A 15,575-nucleotide genomic window follows, 5' to 3' on the forward strand; every position below is an offset into this window, starting at 1 on the left:
ACGCTCATGCCCCACAGCTCCCCGTCCACGCCCACGCCCGCGGCGCTCGCGTCCGTACGCCCCGGCCTGGCCGACTTCCCCGCCGGCGAGCAGCAGCTCGAAGACCTGCTCGCCACCCCTTCGCCCGCCCTGGTGGCCGACGTCGCCCGTCTCGACGGCGACCTGGTCGTGCTCGGCGCGGGCGGCAAGATGGGCCCCAGCCTGTGCCGGCTCGCCCGCCGGGCGCTGGACGCGGCCGGCCGCACCGACGTCGCCGTGCACGCCGTCTCCCGCTGGTCGGACCGGGCGGCGGCCGACGCGCTCGCCGCCGAGGGGGTCCACCCGGTCGCCTTCGACCTGCTCGACGGTGACCCGGCCGGGCTGCCCGACGCGGGCAACGCGGTCTTCATGGTCGGCGCCAAGTTCGGCTCCGCGGGCAACCCCGCCCACGCCTGGGCGGTCAACGCGGCGCTGCCGGACCGGATCGCGCGCCGGTACCGCGACGCGCGGATCTCCGCGTTCTCCACCGGCAACGTCTACCCGCTGGTCGACACCGCCTCGGCCGGCTCCACCGAGACGGACCCGGTCGGCCCGGTCGGCGAGTACGCCATGTCCTGCCTCGGCCGCGAACGGGTCTTCGGCTACCACGCGGCCGAACACGGCACCCGCGTCGCGCTCCTGCGGCTCAACTACGCGATCGACCTGCGCTACGGGGTGCTCGCCGACATCGCCTCGGCCGTGCACGCCGGCGAACCGGTGGACGTCACCACCGGCCACGCCAACGTGGTCTGGCAGGGGTACGCCAACGAAGTGGCCCTGCGCGCGCTGCTGCACGCCGACGCGGAGGCGTTCACCGTCAACCTCACCGGGCCGGAGACCGCCTCGGTGCGGCGGCTCGCCCAGCTGTTCGGCGAGGAGTTCGGCCGGACCGGCGCCATCGCGGGTTCGGTCACGTCCGCCGAACCGTCCCTGGAACAGGCATCCTTGACGATGGGTCAGGAATCCGGCACGGCACTGCTGTCCGACGCGAGCCGCTGCCACGCGCTGTTCGGCTATCCGCCGGTGCCGCTGCGCACGCTGGTCGGCTGGCAGGCCGAGTGGATTCGGCGCGGGCTGCCGCTGTCGGGCCGGCCCACCAAGTTCCACGTCCGCGACGGAAGGTTCTGACCCACCGTGTCCTCCCGCAACCACGAGACCGCCACCGTTCCGGCGGGCCTCTCCCCAGACGGCGCCCCGGGCGAAGCGGCGAGCCCGCTCGACCTGCTCGCCGCCGGGACCGTCATACCGGCCCACCCGCTCGCCCTCGACGCCGAGCGCCGGCTGGACGAGCGGCGCCAGCGCGCGCTGACCCGCTACTACCTGGCGTCGGGCGCCGGCGGGATCGCGGTCGGCGTGCACACCACGCAGTTCGAGATCAGGGACGCCGCCGTCGGGCTGCTCCGCCCGGTGCTCGAACTCGCCGCCGAGACCGCCGACAAGGAGGCCGGCCGGCCCGTGGTGAAGGTCGCCGGCGCCTGCGGCTACACCGCGCAGGCCGTCGCCGAGGCCGAACTCGCCGCCGAACTCGGTTACGACGCGGTGCTGTTGAGCCCCGCGGTGCCCGGCGCCGACGAGACCGGGCTGCTGGACCGGGCCCGCGCGGTCGGCGAGGTGCTGCCCGTCGTCGGCTTCTACCTCCAGGAGGCAGTCGGGGGACGCTACCTGTCCGCCGACTTCTGGCGGGCGTTCGCCGACATCCCGTCGGTGGTGGCGATCAAGGCCGCGCCCTTCGACCGGTACCGGACCGCCGAGGTGATCGCCGCCGTCGCCGCGAGCGACCGCGCCGGCGACGTCGCCCTCTACACCGGCAACGACGACGCGATCCTCACCGACCTGCTCACCCCCTACCGCACCTCCGGCGGCGACCTGCGCTGGTTCGCCGGCGGGCTGCTCGGGCAGTGGGCCGTGTGGACCTCCAGCGCGGTCGGGATGCTGGCGCAGGTACGCGCGGCGCGCGCGGGCGACCAGCAGCTGATGACCGACCTGCTGCGCAGGGCACCGCAGTTGAGCGAGGCCAACGCGGCGGTCTTCGACGTGCGCAACGCGTTCCGCGGCTGCATCCCCGGCGTGCACGAAGTGCTGCGCCGCCAGGGCCTGCTGGCCGGCACCTGGTGCCTCGACCCCGCCGAGCGGCTCTCGCCCCGGCAGGCCGAGGAGATCGCCCGGGTCGCGGCGGCCTATCCGTGGCTGACCGACGACGCGTTCGTGGCGGAGCACCGTGATGACTGGCTCCGCTGACAGCGGGCCGCGTCCCGTCGCGGTGGTGGCGATGCCGCCCGCGCTGCGCGAGCAGCTGTTCACCGCGGACGCCTGGCAGCGGCTGACCCGCCTGGCCGACCCGGTGCTGCTCGACCGGCCCGCCGACCGGACCGCGCTGGCCGCCGCGCTGGCCGACGCCGACATCCTCGTCACCGGCTGGGGAACCGCCCGACTCGATGCCGAACTCCTCTCCGGCGCATCGCGGTTGGCGCTCCTGGCGCACACCGGTGGCGCGGTCAGCCCGTACGCGACCCAGGCCGTCTTCGACCGGGGGGTCCGCGTCACCCAGGCGGGTGCCGCGATGGCCCGCCCGGTCGCCGAGGTGGCCCTCGCCTTCACCCTCGCGCTGCTGCACCGCATCCACCGCTTCGACCACGCGCTGCGCGGCGGTGTGCCCTGGGAGCGGGCCGAGGCGGCGCCCGAGCGCCACCAGATCCTCGGCTGCCCGATCGGCGTGATCGGTGCCTCCCGCACCGGACGCGCCTACATCGCCCTGGTCCGGGCACTGGGCGCCGAGGTGACCGTGGCCGACCCCTACCTCGGGCCCGAGGACGCCGACGCGCTCGGCGTCCGGGTCGCCGGACTCGACGAGGTGCTCGCCACCAGCCGGATCACCGCGGTGCACGCGCCCGCGCTCGCCGAGACCCGGCACCTGCTGGGCCCGAGGGAGCTGGGCCTGCTCCCGGACGGCGCCGGACTGGTCAACACCGCCAGGTCGTGGCTGGTCGACGAGGCCGCGCTGCTGGCCGAGCTGCGCACCGGCCGGATCGACGCCGCGCTCGACGTCTACGACGCCGAACCGCTGCCCGCCGAGCACCCGTTGCGCGCCCTGCCCAACGTGCTCCTGACGCCTCATCAGGCCGCCGCCACGGTCGAGGGCCGCCAGGCGCTGGGCGACAGCACCGTGGCGGAGATCGAACGCCACCTGGGAGGGCGGGAGTTGCTGCACCAGGTGGGCCGCGACGCCCTGGAGAGGGTCGAGTAGCCGCGCGGTCAGCGTCGTGGGCGACGGTCGTTGTCAACTCGGCACGGCCCGCCTGCTCTTGACGAGCCGCGGCGCTCTCGTGGCCCGCAGCCGCACCCGCGCGACCCGAACCCGGAACCCCGAACTCCCGCACCCGCACCCGCACCGTACACACGAAGAGAGAGAACACCTATGCGCCTGATGCGCCTGGGGCCGCCCGGTGGCGAGCGCCCCGTCCTCGGCACCGCCGACGGCCGGACGTACGACCTGTCCGGCCTCACCGCCGACCTCGACCCCGCCTTCTTCGCGACCGACGGCGTCGCGCGGGCCCGGGAGGAGCTGGCCGCCGGCCGGCTGCCCGAGCTGTCCGCGGCCGACGTCGCCGGGCAGCGCACCGGCGCCCCCGTGGCCCGGCCCGGCGCGGTGCTGTGCATCGGCCAGAACTACGCCGCCCACGCCCGCGAGTCGGGGGCCGAACCGCCCACCGAGCCGATCCTCTTCCACAAGAGCCCCAACACCGTGGTCGGTCCGCAGGACACCGTGCTGATCCCGCGCGGCTCGAAGAAGACCGACTGGGAGGTGGAGCTGACCGTGGTGATCGGCCGCCGCGCCCGCTACCTCGCCGAGGACGACGACCCGCTGGCGTACGTCGCCGGGTACGCGGTCGGCAACGACGTCTCCGAGCGGGCCTTCCAGCTGGAGACGCCCGGCGGCCAGTGGTCCAAGGGCAAGAGCTGCGAGACGTTCAACCCGCTCGGCCCGTGGCTGCTGACCGCCGACGAGGTGCCCGACCCGCAGGCGCTGCGGCTGCGTTCGTGGGTCAACGGCGAGCCCCGGCAGGACTCCTCGACCGCCGACATGATCTTCGGCGTCGCGGAGATCATCCGCCACCTGTCCCAGTATCTCGTCCTGGAGCCCGGCGACCTGGTCAACACCGGTACGCCCGAGGGCGTCGCGCTCTCCGGCCGCTTCCCGTACCTGTCCGCGGGCGACGTGATGGAGATGGAGATCGACGGCCTCGGCCGGCACCGCTCGGTGTGCGCCGATGCGTGAGCACGCGCGGCCGGCCGGGAACGCGCCGGCCTCCGGCGCCGCCGTGAGGTCCGCGGTCGGGGCCGTGCGGTGACGCGGTGCTGACGTACGACGCCCACCCGGTGCTGACCGGCGGCTTCCGGCTCGCCGAGGGCCCGGTCTGGGACGGCCCTCGCGAACGGCTGCTCTGGGTCGACATCGAGGCCGGCCAGGTCCACGAGGGGCGGCTGCGGCCCGACCGGGTGGAGGTCGTCCGGCGGCACCGCCTCCCGGGACCGGCCGGCGCGGTGGCCTGCGCCGCCGACGGCGGCCTGCTCGTCGCCGGCCGGTACGGCGTGACCGTCCTCCGCCCGGACGGGACCCGCCGGGCCGGCGCCCGCGTGCTGCCGCACGGCACGCCAGGGCGGCTGAACGACGGCGGCTGCGACCCGGCGGGGCGGTTCCTGGTCGGCAGCACCGCGCTCGACGGCCGCCGCGGCCGGGACGTCCTGGTCCGGCTCGCCGGCGACGGGCGGCCCGCCGTCCTCGACACCGACCTGACCTGCTCCAACGGGCTGGCCTGGTCGCCCGACGGACGGCTGATGTACAGCGTGGACACCGGCGCCGGCCTGGTCCGGGTACGCGGATACGACCCTGCGGACGGCCGGGCCGGCGAGCGCCGCGACTTCCTCGCGGTCGACGGCGGTCTGCCGGACGGCCTGTGCGCGGACCGCGACGGCAATCTGTGGCTGGCGGTGTGGGGCGCGGGCGAGGTGCGCTGCTACTCGCCGGCCGCACGGCACCTGGCCACCGTCCGGGTCCCCGCCGCGTACGCCGCCGGCGTGGCCTTCGCCGGGCCGGACCTCGTCACCTTGCTGATCACCGCGGGCGGCCCCGACGGCGGCCTGTTCGCCGCGCGCCCGGGCGCGCGCGGCGCGGCCCTCCCGGCGTGGAACGGCGTCAGCCGCTGAGCCGGGAGGGCCGCGGAGCCCGGCGTCAGAAGGTGGTGGCCGGGTTGAGCTGGGAGGTGCTGATCCCGGTGCCGGGCACCCCCCACTTGGCGAAGATTTTTGCGTAGTCGCCGTCGGAGATCAGCTTGTTGACCGCGTCGCGCAGCGCCGGGGCCAGCGGCGACTTCTTCGCGGTGACGAAGCCGACCGTGGTGGTGCTGATCTCGCCGAGGAACTTGGTGCCCGGGATGCGGGTCGCGTCGTACTTCAGGCCCAGCGTCGGGCCGAACATGACGTCGACCTTGCCGTTGGACAGCCCGAGGAAGATCGGGGCGGAGTCGGCGAAGTACTGCACCTTGTAGGGCTTCTTGCCGATCTTGGCGCAGTCGCCGGCGCCGTCGGTGAGGATCTGCTGGAACGTCGAGCCGGGGGAGGTGGCGATGGTCAGGCCGCACAGGTCGGTGAGCTTCTTGACGGAGTCGACGGAGACGTTCCGGGAGCCGAGGAACGCCTGCCCGTCGTCGAGGTACGAGGCGAAGTCGACCACCTGCTCGCGGGCCTTGGTGGCGCCGAAGTTGTCCTGGCCGACGTCGTAACGGCCGTTCTGCACGCCGGGGATGACGGTGGGGAAGGTGCCGTACTGCACGTCCCACTTGACGCCGAGCACCTTGGCGACGGCGTTGCGCAGGTCGACGTCGAGGCCGACGGGGGTGCCGTTCTGCTCGCCGGCGTGCGGCAGGCCCTGCACGCCGGGCTGCCGGGTGGTGCCCAGCGTGAGGGTGCCGCTGCTGCGGATCTTGGCGGGCAGTTCCGCCTTCAGTTTCGGGTCGGCGGTGATCGCGGACACCACGTCCTGGGTGGGGATGGCGGTCGAACCCGCGCCGCCCGCGTTCGGCTTGGCGGCGGCTCCGGCACCCGTGGCGGCCGGCGCGCCGGAAGAGGAGTCGTCGGAGGAACCGCCGCAGGCGACGAGCAGGGCCAGCCCGGCGCCGGCGGCGACAGTGGCGACGGCGAGTCTCGGGGCGCGGCGGTGGGAACGGCGTTCGGTGGTCACGGGAGTGCCTTTCACAAGGGGGAGCTGCGGGGGACCAGGGGGACCAGGGGGAACCGGAGCGGGAGCGCGCACCCGCGGGCGCCGGCTCAGAGCACCGCGGCCAGGAAGGACCGGGCCCGTTCGTGGCGCGGATCGCTCAGCACGTCCGCGGGGGCACCGGACTCGATGATCCTTCCGCCGTCGAGGAAGACCACCGTGTCGGCGACCTTCCGGGCGAAGCCGATCTCGTGCGTGACGACGATCATCGTCATGCCGCTGAGCGCCAGGTCCTGGATCACCGCGAGGACCTCGCCGACGAGTTCGGGGTCGAGCGCGCTGGTCGGCTCGTCGAAGAGCAGCAGCCGCGGCTCCATGGCCAGCGCGCGGGCGATCGCCACCCGCTGCTGCTGGCCGCCGGACATCTGCCGGGGATAGGAGTCCTCCCGGCCGGCCAGGCCGACCCGTTCGAGCAGTTCACGGGCCCGTGCGGCGGCCTGCTTCCTCGGCACGCCGCGCACCGCGACCGGCGCCTCGGTGATGTTGTCGAGCACCGTCAGGTGCGGGAAGAGGTTGAACTGCTGGAAGACCATGCCGACATCGGCCCGCTGCCGGGTGATCGCCCGGGCCCGCAGTTCGTGCAGCCGCCCGCCGTCGTGCCGGTAGCCGACGAGGTCGCCGCCGATCTCCACGAAGCCGGCGTCCGGCTTCTCCAGGTGGTTCACGCAGCGCAGCAGCGTGGACTTGCCGGAGCCGGACGGGCCGAGCAGGACGGTCACCTCGCCCTCGCGCACGTCGAGGTCGACGCCGTCCAGCACGACGTTCGCGCCGTAGCTCTTGCGCAGGCCCCGGACGCGCACCAGGGGCCGCTCGTCGTCGCTCATGACAGCCCCACCACGGGGGACTTGGCCGGGCCGAACAGCGGGATGTTGGCGCGGGCCACCTGCCAGAAGCCGCGCGGCGGCCTGCCGCCGGACCGGTTGTTGCCGCGGGCGTAGTGGCGCTCGACGTAGAACTGCCCGATCGACAGCAGCGTGGTCAGGATGATGTACCAGATGGTGGCGACCAGCAGCAGCGGCATGATCAGGAAGTTCTGGTTGTAGATCAACTGGCTGGAGTAGAGCAGGTCCTGTACGGCGATGACGCTGACGATCGAGGTCGCCTTGAGCATGCCGATCAGCAGGTTGCCGGAGGCCGGGATGATCGCGGGCATGGCCTGCGGCAGCACGATCCGGCGGAAGATCCGTCCCTCGCCCAGCCCCAACGCCCGTGCGGCCTCGCGCTGTCCGGGGTCGACCGACAGGATGCCGCCCCTGACGATCTCCGCGGAGAGCGCGGCCACGTCGAGGGTGAGCCCGACGTACGCGGCCAGGATGCCGCTGAACAGGTGCGCGGTCTTCACGTCCGCGAACTCCGGTCCGAACGGCACCCCCACCGACAATCGCGGGTACAGCGAGGCCAGTTCGTACCAGAAGAGCAGTTGCACCAGCGGCGGGACCGAGCGCACCAGCCAGACGTAGCCGAAACTCAGGGTGCGCAGCACCGGGTTGCGCGACAGCCGCATCGCGGCGACGCCGACGCCGAGCAGGTAGCCGCTGGCCATCACCGCGCCGGTGAGCCACAAGGTGAGTTCGAGCCCGTGCAGGATCGAGCCGCTCAGGAAGTAGTGGCCGACCACGTGCCATTGGAAGCGGGGGTTGGTCACCAGGGTGTGCACGAGCATCGCGAACAGGACGAGCAGCACGGCCGCGGAGATCCACTGCCCCGGGCGGCGCAGCGGCACCAGCCGTGCGGCGAGCAACTCCCGGTCGTCCGGGCGGGTGTCCAGGGGCCGGGGCCCAAGTGCCCGAGCGGAACTGTCGGTTACGGGCGGGGGATGGTCGGGCGCGGCCGTGGCCGGACCTGAGGTGTCGTGCTGGGGCATCGTCGGTGTTCCCGTCTCGTCGGGGACCGCGGCGACGGCGCGTGCGGACGCGACGGCCCCGCGCGGGGGCCGGTCTGCCGCAGCGGGCCACCGGGAGGGAGGGGAGGAAGTCGGGTGCAGTCGAGGGAAGTCGGGGAAGTCGGGAAGGAACTCGGGGAAGGCGCCCGCCGCGAAGGAGGACGGCGCACGCGGTCCGACCGCGCGTCGATCACGGACGCCACGTCATCCGCGCGGTGCAGTGGAAGGGAGTTCGGGGTGGGGCGGGCAGGGCCGTGCGTCGGCCGGGCCGACCCGGATGCGGGGGAGGGGCGCCGTACGCGGACGGACGGCGGTTCCGCGGGTCCCGCGGGTCCACGCTCAGGCGGGCGGCGTTGCCTCGCCCCAGCGATCAGCGGATGTCAGCCGGCAGCGTTCAACCAGCGTTCGGACAGCGGTTTTCCCAGTGCCGGCAGCGGTCAGCGGACCGCGGGCGTTCCCGGACACAGCGCGCTGCAGACCCGGAGCAGATCGACGTGCCGCCGGACCACCCGGGTCTGGGCGAAGCCGCGGGGGCAGAGCGCGAGGTCGCGTCGATGTGCGTCCATGCCCGTCCCCTCGCTCTCGCGGTGCCGCCGGCGTCGGGTGTTCCGGCCGGTCGTGTCGGTCGCATCGGGCCTGTTGACAGCACCCGTGTCCACAGCACGTTAACCGCAGGGCGGCGGTCAGACAATCCCCCTCGGTGCCGCACGCCGTCCGGAGCGACGGAGGTCACTCCCGCCGGGAGGGGATTGTGTTCGACCGCGCGACGGAGTTACCGTGCTTGCAGGTCATGAGCGTCAGCAACCAAGGCCCTGGCCGGCTGACCGGCAACCCTCCTGTCGCGGTGGGGTGCTCCAGGTGACGACCCGGCGGAGCCGAAGACGGCTCGGCAAGCGCGAGCTCGAACAGGCGTGAGCCGATCGAGGTGGGAGGTGGCGAAGTGCGCGGCAGCAGCGAGCAGTTGATGTCCGGCAACGCCCCCGTCACCGCCTCCGGCATCGTCACGTACTCACGGCGCCACATCGACCTGCAACGTGTCGCCGGCGCCCTGTGTCCGGGCGCGTCGACGGTCCGGCCGCCGCGTCAGGCCGGCTGACCCTTCCGCACCCCGCGCTCCGCGCGCACCCCTCCCTTCCGCCGACCCACCCGGGGACCCCGTTCCCGGCGCGGGCCCCGTCCGGTACCCGTTCGGCCTGCCCTCGTCGTACGCGGCACGCAGCACGCCGCGCATGCCGTGCCCGCCGCACCCCGCACTCCGCACGCCCCGCACGGTCCCGTCGGCCCCGCGCATCACGTACTCCGTCCAGTGCCGTACGGCGTACACCCCCGTCGTACGCCCACGCCGTACGCCCCGCCCACCTCACGCCCCGACCTCCACGTCCCGGCCACGCGCCCGCGGCCGTCCGAGCAGGAAGCGGTACGTCCATGTCCCGATCCACCACCCCCCTCCACCTGGCCGTCGCCCTCGACGGCGCCGGCTGGCACCCCGCGGCCTGGCGGGAGCCCGAGGCCCGGCCCGCCGACCTGTTCACCGCGTCGTACTGGGCCGACCTGGCCGCCGAGGCCGAACGCGGCCTGCTGGACCTGGTCACCATCGAGGACTCGCTCGGCCTGCAGTCCACCCTGCTCACCGGCCCCGACGAGCGCACCGACCAGGTGCGCGGCCGGCTGGACGCCGTACTGACCGCGGCAAGGATCGCGCCGCTGACCCGGCACATCGGCCTGCTGCCGGTCGCGGTGGTCACCCACACCGAGCCGTTCCACCTGTCGAAGGCCGTCGCCACCCTCGACTACGTCAGCGGCGGCCGGGCCGGGGTGCAGGTGCGGGTCTCCGCCCGGGCGGACGAGGCCGCGCACTTCGGCCGGCGCAGCCTGCCGCGGCTGCCGGTCACCGAACTGGACTCGCCCGCCGGACGCGCGCTGCTGGCGGAACTCTTCGGCGAGGCCGCCGACTACGTCGAGGTGGTGCGCCGGCTGTGGGACAGCTGGGAGGACGACGCGGAGATCCGCGACGTGGCCACCGGCCGCTTCATCGACCGCGACAAGCTGCACTACATCGACTTCGAGGGCCCGCACTTCAGCGTCAAGGGCCCCTCCATCACGCCGCGCCCGCCGCAGGGCCAGCCGGTGGTGGCCGCGCTCGCGCACCGCACCGAGCCGTTCCGGCTGGTCGCCGGGTCGGCCGACCTCGGCTTCACCACCCCGCACGACACCGGCCAGGCGACGGCGATCGTCACCGAGATCCGCGAGGCGCAGGAGCGGGCCGGCCGGGCCGGCGAGACCGTTCACGTCTTCGCGGACCTGGTGGTCCTGCTCGACGAGGAACCCGGCCGCGCCGCCGAGCGCCGGGCCCGGCTGGACGCCCGGCTGGACGCGCCGTACGCCGGCGACGCCCTGGTCTTCGCCGGCACCTCCGCCGAACTCGCCGACCTGCTGGAGGAGTTCGCCCGGTCCGGGCTGACCGGGTTCCGGCTGCGGCCGGCCACCCTGCCGTACGACCTGGCGCGGATCAGCCGCGACCTGGTGCCCGAACTCCAGCGCCGCGGGGCCTTCCGCGAGGCGTACCAGGCCGACACCCTGCGCGGCCTGCTCGGACTGCCGCGCCCGGCCAACCGCTACGCCCCCGCCTGAGCCCCACCCCGCGCGAAGCCCCAGGAGGCAGACCCCGCATGAGCAGCACGCCCAAGCAGATCCATCTCGCCGCACACTTCCCCGGCGTCAACAACACCACCGTGTGGAGCGATCCGGCGGCCGGCAGCCAGATCGACTTCAGCTCCTTCGTCCATCTGGCGCAGACCGCGGAACGCGCCAAGTTCGACTTCCTGTTCCTGGCCGAGGGGCTGCGGCTGCGCGAGCAGGGCGGCCGCATCCACGACCTGGACGTGGTCGGCCGGCCGGACACGTTCACCGTGCTCGCGGCGCTCGCCGGGGTCACCGACCGGCTGGGCCTGGCCGGCACCATCAACTCCACCTTCAACGAACCGTACGAGGTGGCAAGGCAGTTCGCCTCCCTCGACCACCTGTCCGCAGGCCGCGCCGCCTGGAACGTGGTCACCTCGTGGGACGAGTTCACCGGGCAGAACTTCCGCCGCGGCGGCTACCTGGCCCGCGAGGACCGCTACGAGCGCGCCCGCCAGTTCCTCACCGCGGTAAGGGAGTTGCTGGACTCCTGGCAGGGCGACGAGATCGTCGCGGACCAGGCGGACGGTACCTTCCTCCGCGCTCCCGGGCCCGGCCGGTTCGACCACCGCGTCGACCAGTTCGACATCGGCGGCCACTTCAACGTGCCGCGCAGCCCGCAGGGCCACCCGGTCGTCTTCCAGGCCGGCGACTCCGAGCAGGGACGGGAGTTCGCGGCCTCGGCCGCCGACGCCATCTTCACCCGGCACGGCACCCTGGAGGCCGGCAAGGCGTTCTACGCCGACGTCAAGGGCCGGCTGGCGAAGTACGGCCGGTCGCCCGAGCAACTGCTGATCCTGCCCGGCGTGACCTTCGTGCTCGGCGACACCGAGGCCGACGCGCGCGAGAAGGCCGACGTGATCCGGCACCAGCAGGTCAGCGGGGCCACGGCGATCACCTTCGTGGAACGCCTGTGGAACCGCGACCTGAGTGCGTACGACCCGGACGGGCCGCTGCCGGAGGTGGAGCCGCGCTACGACGACAGCGCCGAGCCGATCGTGCGCGGCCGGGCCGACGCCAACCGGGACGACCGCCGGGAGACCGTCGCCCGCTGGCGGGCCGTCGCCGAGGAGAAGAAGCTCTCGCTGCGCGAGCTGGTCATCGAGCTGACCGGGCGGCAGTCCTTCATCGGCACCCCGTCCCAAGTGGCCCAGGAACTCGACGCGTTCGTGCAGGCCGACGCGAGCGACGGCTTCATCCTCGCCCCGCACCTGACCCCCGGCGGCATCGACGAGTTCGCCGACACCGTGGTGCCGCTGCTCCAGGAACGCGGCGTCTTCCGCACCGAGTACGAGGGTGAGACGCTCCGCGACCACCTGGGCCTGGCCCACCCGGGCCGGCCGGTCACCGCGGGCCGGACGAAGGCGGCGTCGTGAAGTTCCTCGCCATCACCCTGATCGTGCACGCGCCCCACCCGGTCACCGGCGTGCGCACCTCCACCCGCGACCGGTTCCGCGAGGTCGTCGACAACGCCCTGCTGGCCGAGGAGTTGGGCTTCGACGGGTTCGGCGTCGGGGAACGCCACGAGCGCCCGTTCATCTCCTCCTCGCCGCCGGTGGTGCTCAGCCACCTCGCCGCCCTCACCTCGCGCATCCGGCTGTTCACCGCGGTCACCACGCTCAGCCTGCTCGACCCGGTGCGGGCCTACGAGGACTACGCGACGCTCGACCATCTCTCCGACGGTCGGCTGGAGTTGATCGTCGGCAAGGGCAACGGCTCCGCCCAGCGCGAGCTGTTCCACGTCAGCACCGACGACCAGTGGGACCGCAACGCCGAGAGCTACGAACTCTTCCGCACCATCTGGCGGCAGGACCGCACCACCGCCCGCCCGCGGTTCCGGCCCGAGCTGGACGACGCCGAGGTGTGGCCGCGCCCCCTCCAGCAGCCGATCCGGGTCTGGCACGGCAGCGCCACCAGCCGGGAGTCGGTCGACCTGGCCGCCCGCTACGGCGACCCGCTCTTCTCCGCCAACGTCACCAACCCCATCGAGCCCTACGCCGAACTGGTCCGCTACTACCGGGAGCGGTGGCAGCACTACGGCCACGATCCGGCGCTGGCCACCGTCGGCGCGGGCAGCGCCGGCTACTACGCGGCCCGCACCTCGCAACAGGCGATCGCCGCGTACCGCCCGGTCTTCGAGGGCCGGCTCGCCTTCCAGAAGCAGCTCGGCGTGGAACCGGTCTTCCCCACCCTGGAGGACTTCGTCGAACGCAGCTCGGCGCTGATCGGCAGCCCGCAGCAGATCATCGACAAGGTCCACCGCTACCACGAGCAGTTCGGCCACTCCGTGCTCCACCTGCACGCCGACGCCGACGGCCTGACCGACGCCCAGCACCGCGACGCGCTCGCCCTCTTCCAGTCCGACATCGCCCCCACCCTGCGCCGGGACATCCCCGACCCGCCGTGGACCTGGGGCCCGGTCGGCGTCGAGGCCGCCGCCGGCGCTCCGGAAGCCACCTCGGCAGGCGCTCGGGAAGCCACTTCGGCAGCCGGCGCCGCAACCGGTACCGCAGCCTCCTCCGCCGCCACCGCCTGACAAGGAGCACCACCGTGGCACACACCCCGCTCGCGGTCCTGGACCTCGTGCCGATCTCCTCCGGTTCCACCGCCGGCCAGGCGCTGCGCAACAGCATCGACCTGGCCCAGCACGCCGAGCGCCTCGGCTACACCCGCTACTGGTTCGCCGAGCACCACCTCAACCCCGGCGTCGCGGGCACCTCCCCGGCCGTCGTGCTCGCCCTGACCGCCGCCGCCACCAGCACCATCCGGCTCGGCGCCGGCGCGGTGCAGCTCGGCCACCGCACCGCCCTGTCCACGGTCGAGGAGTTCGGGCTGCTGGACGCCCTGCACCCGGGCCGGTTCGACCTGGGCCTGGGCCGCTCCGGCGGGAAGACCCCGCCGGCCGCCGCCCGGCAGCCGGCGCTGACCGCCACCACCCCGGTGGTCGACGGCCGCACCCCGAACGGCCTGCGGATACCCGCCCGGTTCTCCTTCGAGCGGCTGCTCACCTCGCCCCGCTTCGTGCTCCACCAGAAGCTGCTGGCCCAGCCGGGCGCCGAACCGCAGCCGTACGACGAGCAGATCGCCGACATCCTCGCGCTGCTGGCCGGCAGCTACATCGCGGACAACGGGGCCGCCGCGCACATCGTGCCCGGCGAGGGCGCCGACCTCCAGGTGTGGATACTCGGCAGCAGCGCCGGCATCAGCGCCCAGACCGCGGGCGCCCACGGCCTCCGGTTCGCGGCGAACTACCACGTCAGCCCGGCCACCGTACTGGAGGCGACGGAGGGTTACCGGGCGGCGTTCGTGCCGTCGGCGGAGCTGGACCGGCCCTACGTGAGCGTGTCCGCCGACGTCGTGGTGGCCGAGGACGAGGGCACCGCACGGGAGTTGGCCACCGGCTACGGCCCCTGGGTGCACAGCATCCGCACCGGCGCGGGCGCCATCCGGTTCCCCACCCCCGACGAGGCCCGCGCCGGCGCCTGGAGCGAGGAGGACCGGGCACTGGTGGCGGACCGGGTCGAGACGCAGTTCGTCGGCACCCCGCAGCAGGTCGCCGACCAGCTGGAGACGTTGCGCGACGCCACCGGCGCCGACGAGCTGGTGATCACCACCATCACCCACGACCACGCCGACCGGGTGCGTTCCTACCAACTGCTGGCCGAGGAGTGGAAGCGACGATGACGACGACCAGGGCGCAGTGCAGGGACGAGCGGCGCGAGACGCACAGCCCGCGGCAGCCGGTCCGGCCGCCCGCCGCCGCGCACCGGGCCGAGGGCACCGGACGGACGCCGGTGGCCGCCCGGCCTGAGCGCCGACTGCCCTCCGAGGAAGGCGCGTTCGCCTCCACTGAACTCCGGCGGGTGTTCGGCGCGTTCCCGACCGGCGTGACCGCGATCGCGGCCCTGGTGGACGGCGCGCCCGTGGGCCTGGCGGCCAACTCCTTCACGACGGTCTCCCTCGACCCCCCGCTGCTGTCGGTCTGCGTGGCGCACACCTCCACCACCTGGCCGGCGCTGTCCGACCGCACCCGGATCGGCGTCACGGTGCTCGGCGCCGACCAGGAACGCGACTGCGCCCAGCTCGCCGCGCGGGGCACCGACCGGTTCGCCGGCCTCGACTGGCACGCCACCGCCGACGGCGCCGTGCTGCTGGACCGCGGCAGCGCCTGGTTCGACTGCTCCATCGAGCAGCACATCCGGGCCGGCGACCACGACATCGTGCTGCTGCGGGTACACGCGTTGGACGCCGACCACGACGCGCCGCCGCTGGTCTTCCACGCCAGCCGGTTCCGGCGGCTCGAAGAGGCCGCCGGCCGCGCCGAAGCCCCCGCCGGCGCGGAAGCCCCGGCCGGCGCCACGCCCCCGGCCGGCCCCGCCCCGCAGGCCCGCCCGGGCCACCCCGCGCACTCCCTTCCCTCCGACCGCGCCGATCACCCCGACCGTGCCGCCCTCCCCGCCCTCCCCGTCGAAGCCAAGGAGCCGAAATGACCGCACAAGCCGAAGAGACCGACCGCGCGAGCTTCGCCCGGGAGTGGGAGGAGTGGCACGCCGCACACGAGCGGGTGCTCGCCGACCCGCACGGCTTCCTCGCCATCACCAGCCTGCGCTGGCTGGACGCGACCCCCACCCGCTTCCCGGACGCGCCCGGCGCCTGGTCGAGCACCCATGACGGCGTGGTGGTGGAACTGGACGACGGCGAGGAACTGACCCTCGACGGCCA

General features: G+C 74.1%; 15 protein-coding genes, 1 pseudogene and 1 riboswitch. Of the genes and pseudogenes, 12 read left to right on the top strand and 4 right to left on the bottom strand.

The genetic code is table 11. From position 1 onward, the window contains the following. The first annotated feature begins 6 nt into the window (after positions 1-6). The 5 genes from AB0399_RS31600 to AB0399_RS31620 all read left to right on the top strand — a co-directional run bounded on the left by AB0399_RS31600 (position 7) and on the right by AB0399_RS31620 (position 5,223). A complete protein-coding gene (locus AB0399_RS31600) occupies positions 7-1,146 on the top strand; it encodes an NAD-dependent epimerase/dehydratase family protein (RefSeq protein WP_366413653.1) in 1,140 nt (379 codons plus the stop codon). Positions 1,147-1,239: 93 nt separating this feature from the next. Then, positions 1,240-2,256: a dihydrodipicolinate synthase family protein gene (locus tag AB0399_RS31605; protein ID WP_329374413.1), complete on the top strand. Its 1,017-nt coding sequence runs from the start codon at positions 1,240-1,242 to the stop codon at positions 2,254-2,256. After that, positions 2,240-3,262: a hydroxyacid dehydrogenase gene (locus AB0399_RS31610; RefSeq protein WP_366413654.1), complete on the top strand. Its 1,023-nt coding sequence runs from the start codon at positions 2,240-2,242 to the stop codon at positions 3,260-3,262. The genes AB0399_RS31605 and AB0399_RS31610 overlap by 17 nt, the downstream gene beginning before the upstream one ends. A 171-nt stretch (positions 3,263-3,433) precedes the next feature. After that, positions 3,434-4,294: a fumarylacetoacetate hydrolase family protein gene (locus AB0399_RS31615; protein WP_366413655.1), complete on the top strand. Its 861-nt coding sequence runs from the start codon at positions 3,434-3,436 to the stop codon at positions 4,292-4,294. A 77-nt stretch (positions 4,295-4,371) separates the two neighbouring features. Next, positions 4,372-5,223 (top strand): SMP-30/gluconolactonase/LRE family protein, encoded by an 852-nt coding sequence (locus AB0399_RS31620; protein WP_366413656.1) that lies wholly within the window; start codon positions 4,372-4,374, stop codon positions 5,221-5,223. A 25-nt stretch (positions 5,224-5,248) separates the two neighbouring features. Here the strand turns inward: AB0399_RS31620 and AB0399_RS31625 are convergent, their stop codons facing one another. The 4 genes from AB0399_RS31625 to AB0399_RS31640 form a co-directional block, all read right to left on the bottom strand. Continuing rightward, a complete protein-coding gene (locus AB0399_RS31625) occupies positions 5,249-6,256 on the bottom strand; it encodes a transporter substrate-binding domain-containing protein (RefSeq protein ID WP_366413657.1) in 1,008 nt (335 codons plus the stop codon). Positions 6,257-6,342: 86 nt separating this feature from the next. Continuing rightward, on the bottom strand, positions 6,343-7,095 hold the full coding sequence (locus tag AB0399_RS31630) for an amino acid ABC transporter ATP-binding protein (protein ID WP_328473887.1): 753 nt from the start codon (positions 7,093-7,095) through the stop codon (positions 6,343-6,345). A 17-nt stretch (positions 7,096-7,112) separates the two neighbouring features. Next, a complete protein-coding gene (locus tag AB0399_RS31635; protein ID WP_329371167.1) occupies positions 7,113-8,156 on the bottom strand; it encodes an amino acid ABC transporter permease in 1,044 nt (347 codons plus the stop codon). Between the two features lie 455 nt (positions 8,157-8,611). After that, a complete protein-coding gene (locus tag AB0399_RS31640; protein ID WP_366413658.1) occupies positions 8,612-8,740 on the bottom strand; it encodes a hypothetical protein in 129 nt (42 codons plus the stop codon). Between the two features lie 220 nt (positions 8,741-8,960). Next, positions 8,961-9,076: riboswitch (SAM riboswitch) on the top strand. A 38-nt stretch (positions 9,077-9,114) separates the two neighbouring features. Between AB0399_RS31640 and AB0399_RS31645 the strand changes: the two genes are divergently transcribed. The 7 genes and pseudogenes from AB0399_RS31645 to AB0399_RS31675 all read left to right on the top strand — a co-directional run. Then, positions 9,115-9,270, top strand: a complete 156-nt coding sequence (locus AB0399_RS31645) for a putative leader peptide (protein ID WP_328462045.1) — start codon at positions 9,115-9,117, stop codon at positions 9,268-9,270. 329 nt (positions 9,271-9,599) lie between these two features. Next, complete coding sequence (locus tag AB0399_RS31650; RefSeq protein WP_366413659.1) at positions 9,600-10,805, top strand: LLM class flavin-dependent oxidoreductase; 1,206 nt, start codon at positions 9,600-9,602, stop codon at positions 10,803-10,805. Positions 10,806-10,843: 38 nt separating this feature from the next. Next, positions 10,844-12,229 (top strand): NtaA/DmoA family FMN-dependent monooxygenase, encoded by a 1,386-nt coding sequence (locus tag AB0399_RS31655; protein WP_329371174.1) that lies wholly within the window; start codon positions 10,844-10,846, stop codon positions 12,227-12,229. Further along, entirely contained in the window at positions 12,226-13,389 is a 1,164-nt protein-coding gene (locus AB0399_RS31660) for an LLM class flavin-dependent oxidoreductase (protein WP_366413660.1), read from the top strand. The genes AB0399_RS31655 and AB0399_RS31660 overlap by 4 nt, the downstream gene beginning before the upstream one ends. A 14-nt stretch (positions 13,390-13,403) precedes the next feature. After that, positions 13,404-14,537: an LLM class flavin-dependent oxidoreductase gene (locus tag AB0399_RS31665; RefSeq protein WP_366413661.1), complete on the top strand. Its 1,134-nt coding sequence runs from the start codon at positions 13,404-13,406 to the stop codon at positions 14,535-14,537. Further along, entirely contained in the window at positions 14,534-15,343 is an 810-nt protein-coding gene (locus AB0399_RS31670) for a flavin reductase family protein (RefSeq protein ID WP_366413662.1), read from the top strand. Before AB0399_RS31665 ends, AB0399_RS31670 begins: the two co-directional genes overlap by 4 nt. After that, positions 15,340-15,575 (top strand): annotated as a pseudogene (locus AB0399_RS31675) (hypothetical protein); the annotation flags it as partial. The gene AB0399_RS31670 and the pseudogene AB0399_RS31675, both read left to right, overlap by 4 nt.

The organism is Streptomyces sp. NPDC088194, assembly GCF_040702025.1.
Lineage (GTDB): Bacteria > Actinomycetota > Actinomycetes > Streptomycetales > Streptomycetaceae > Actinacidiphila.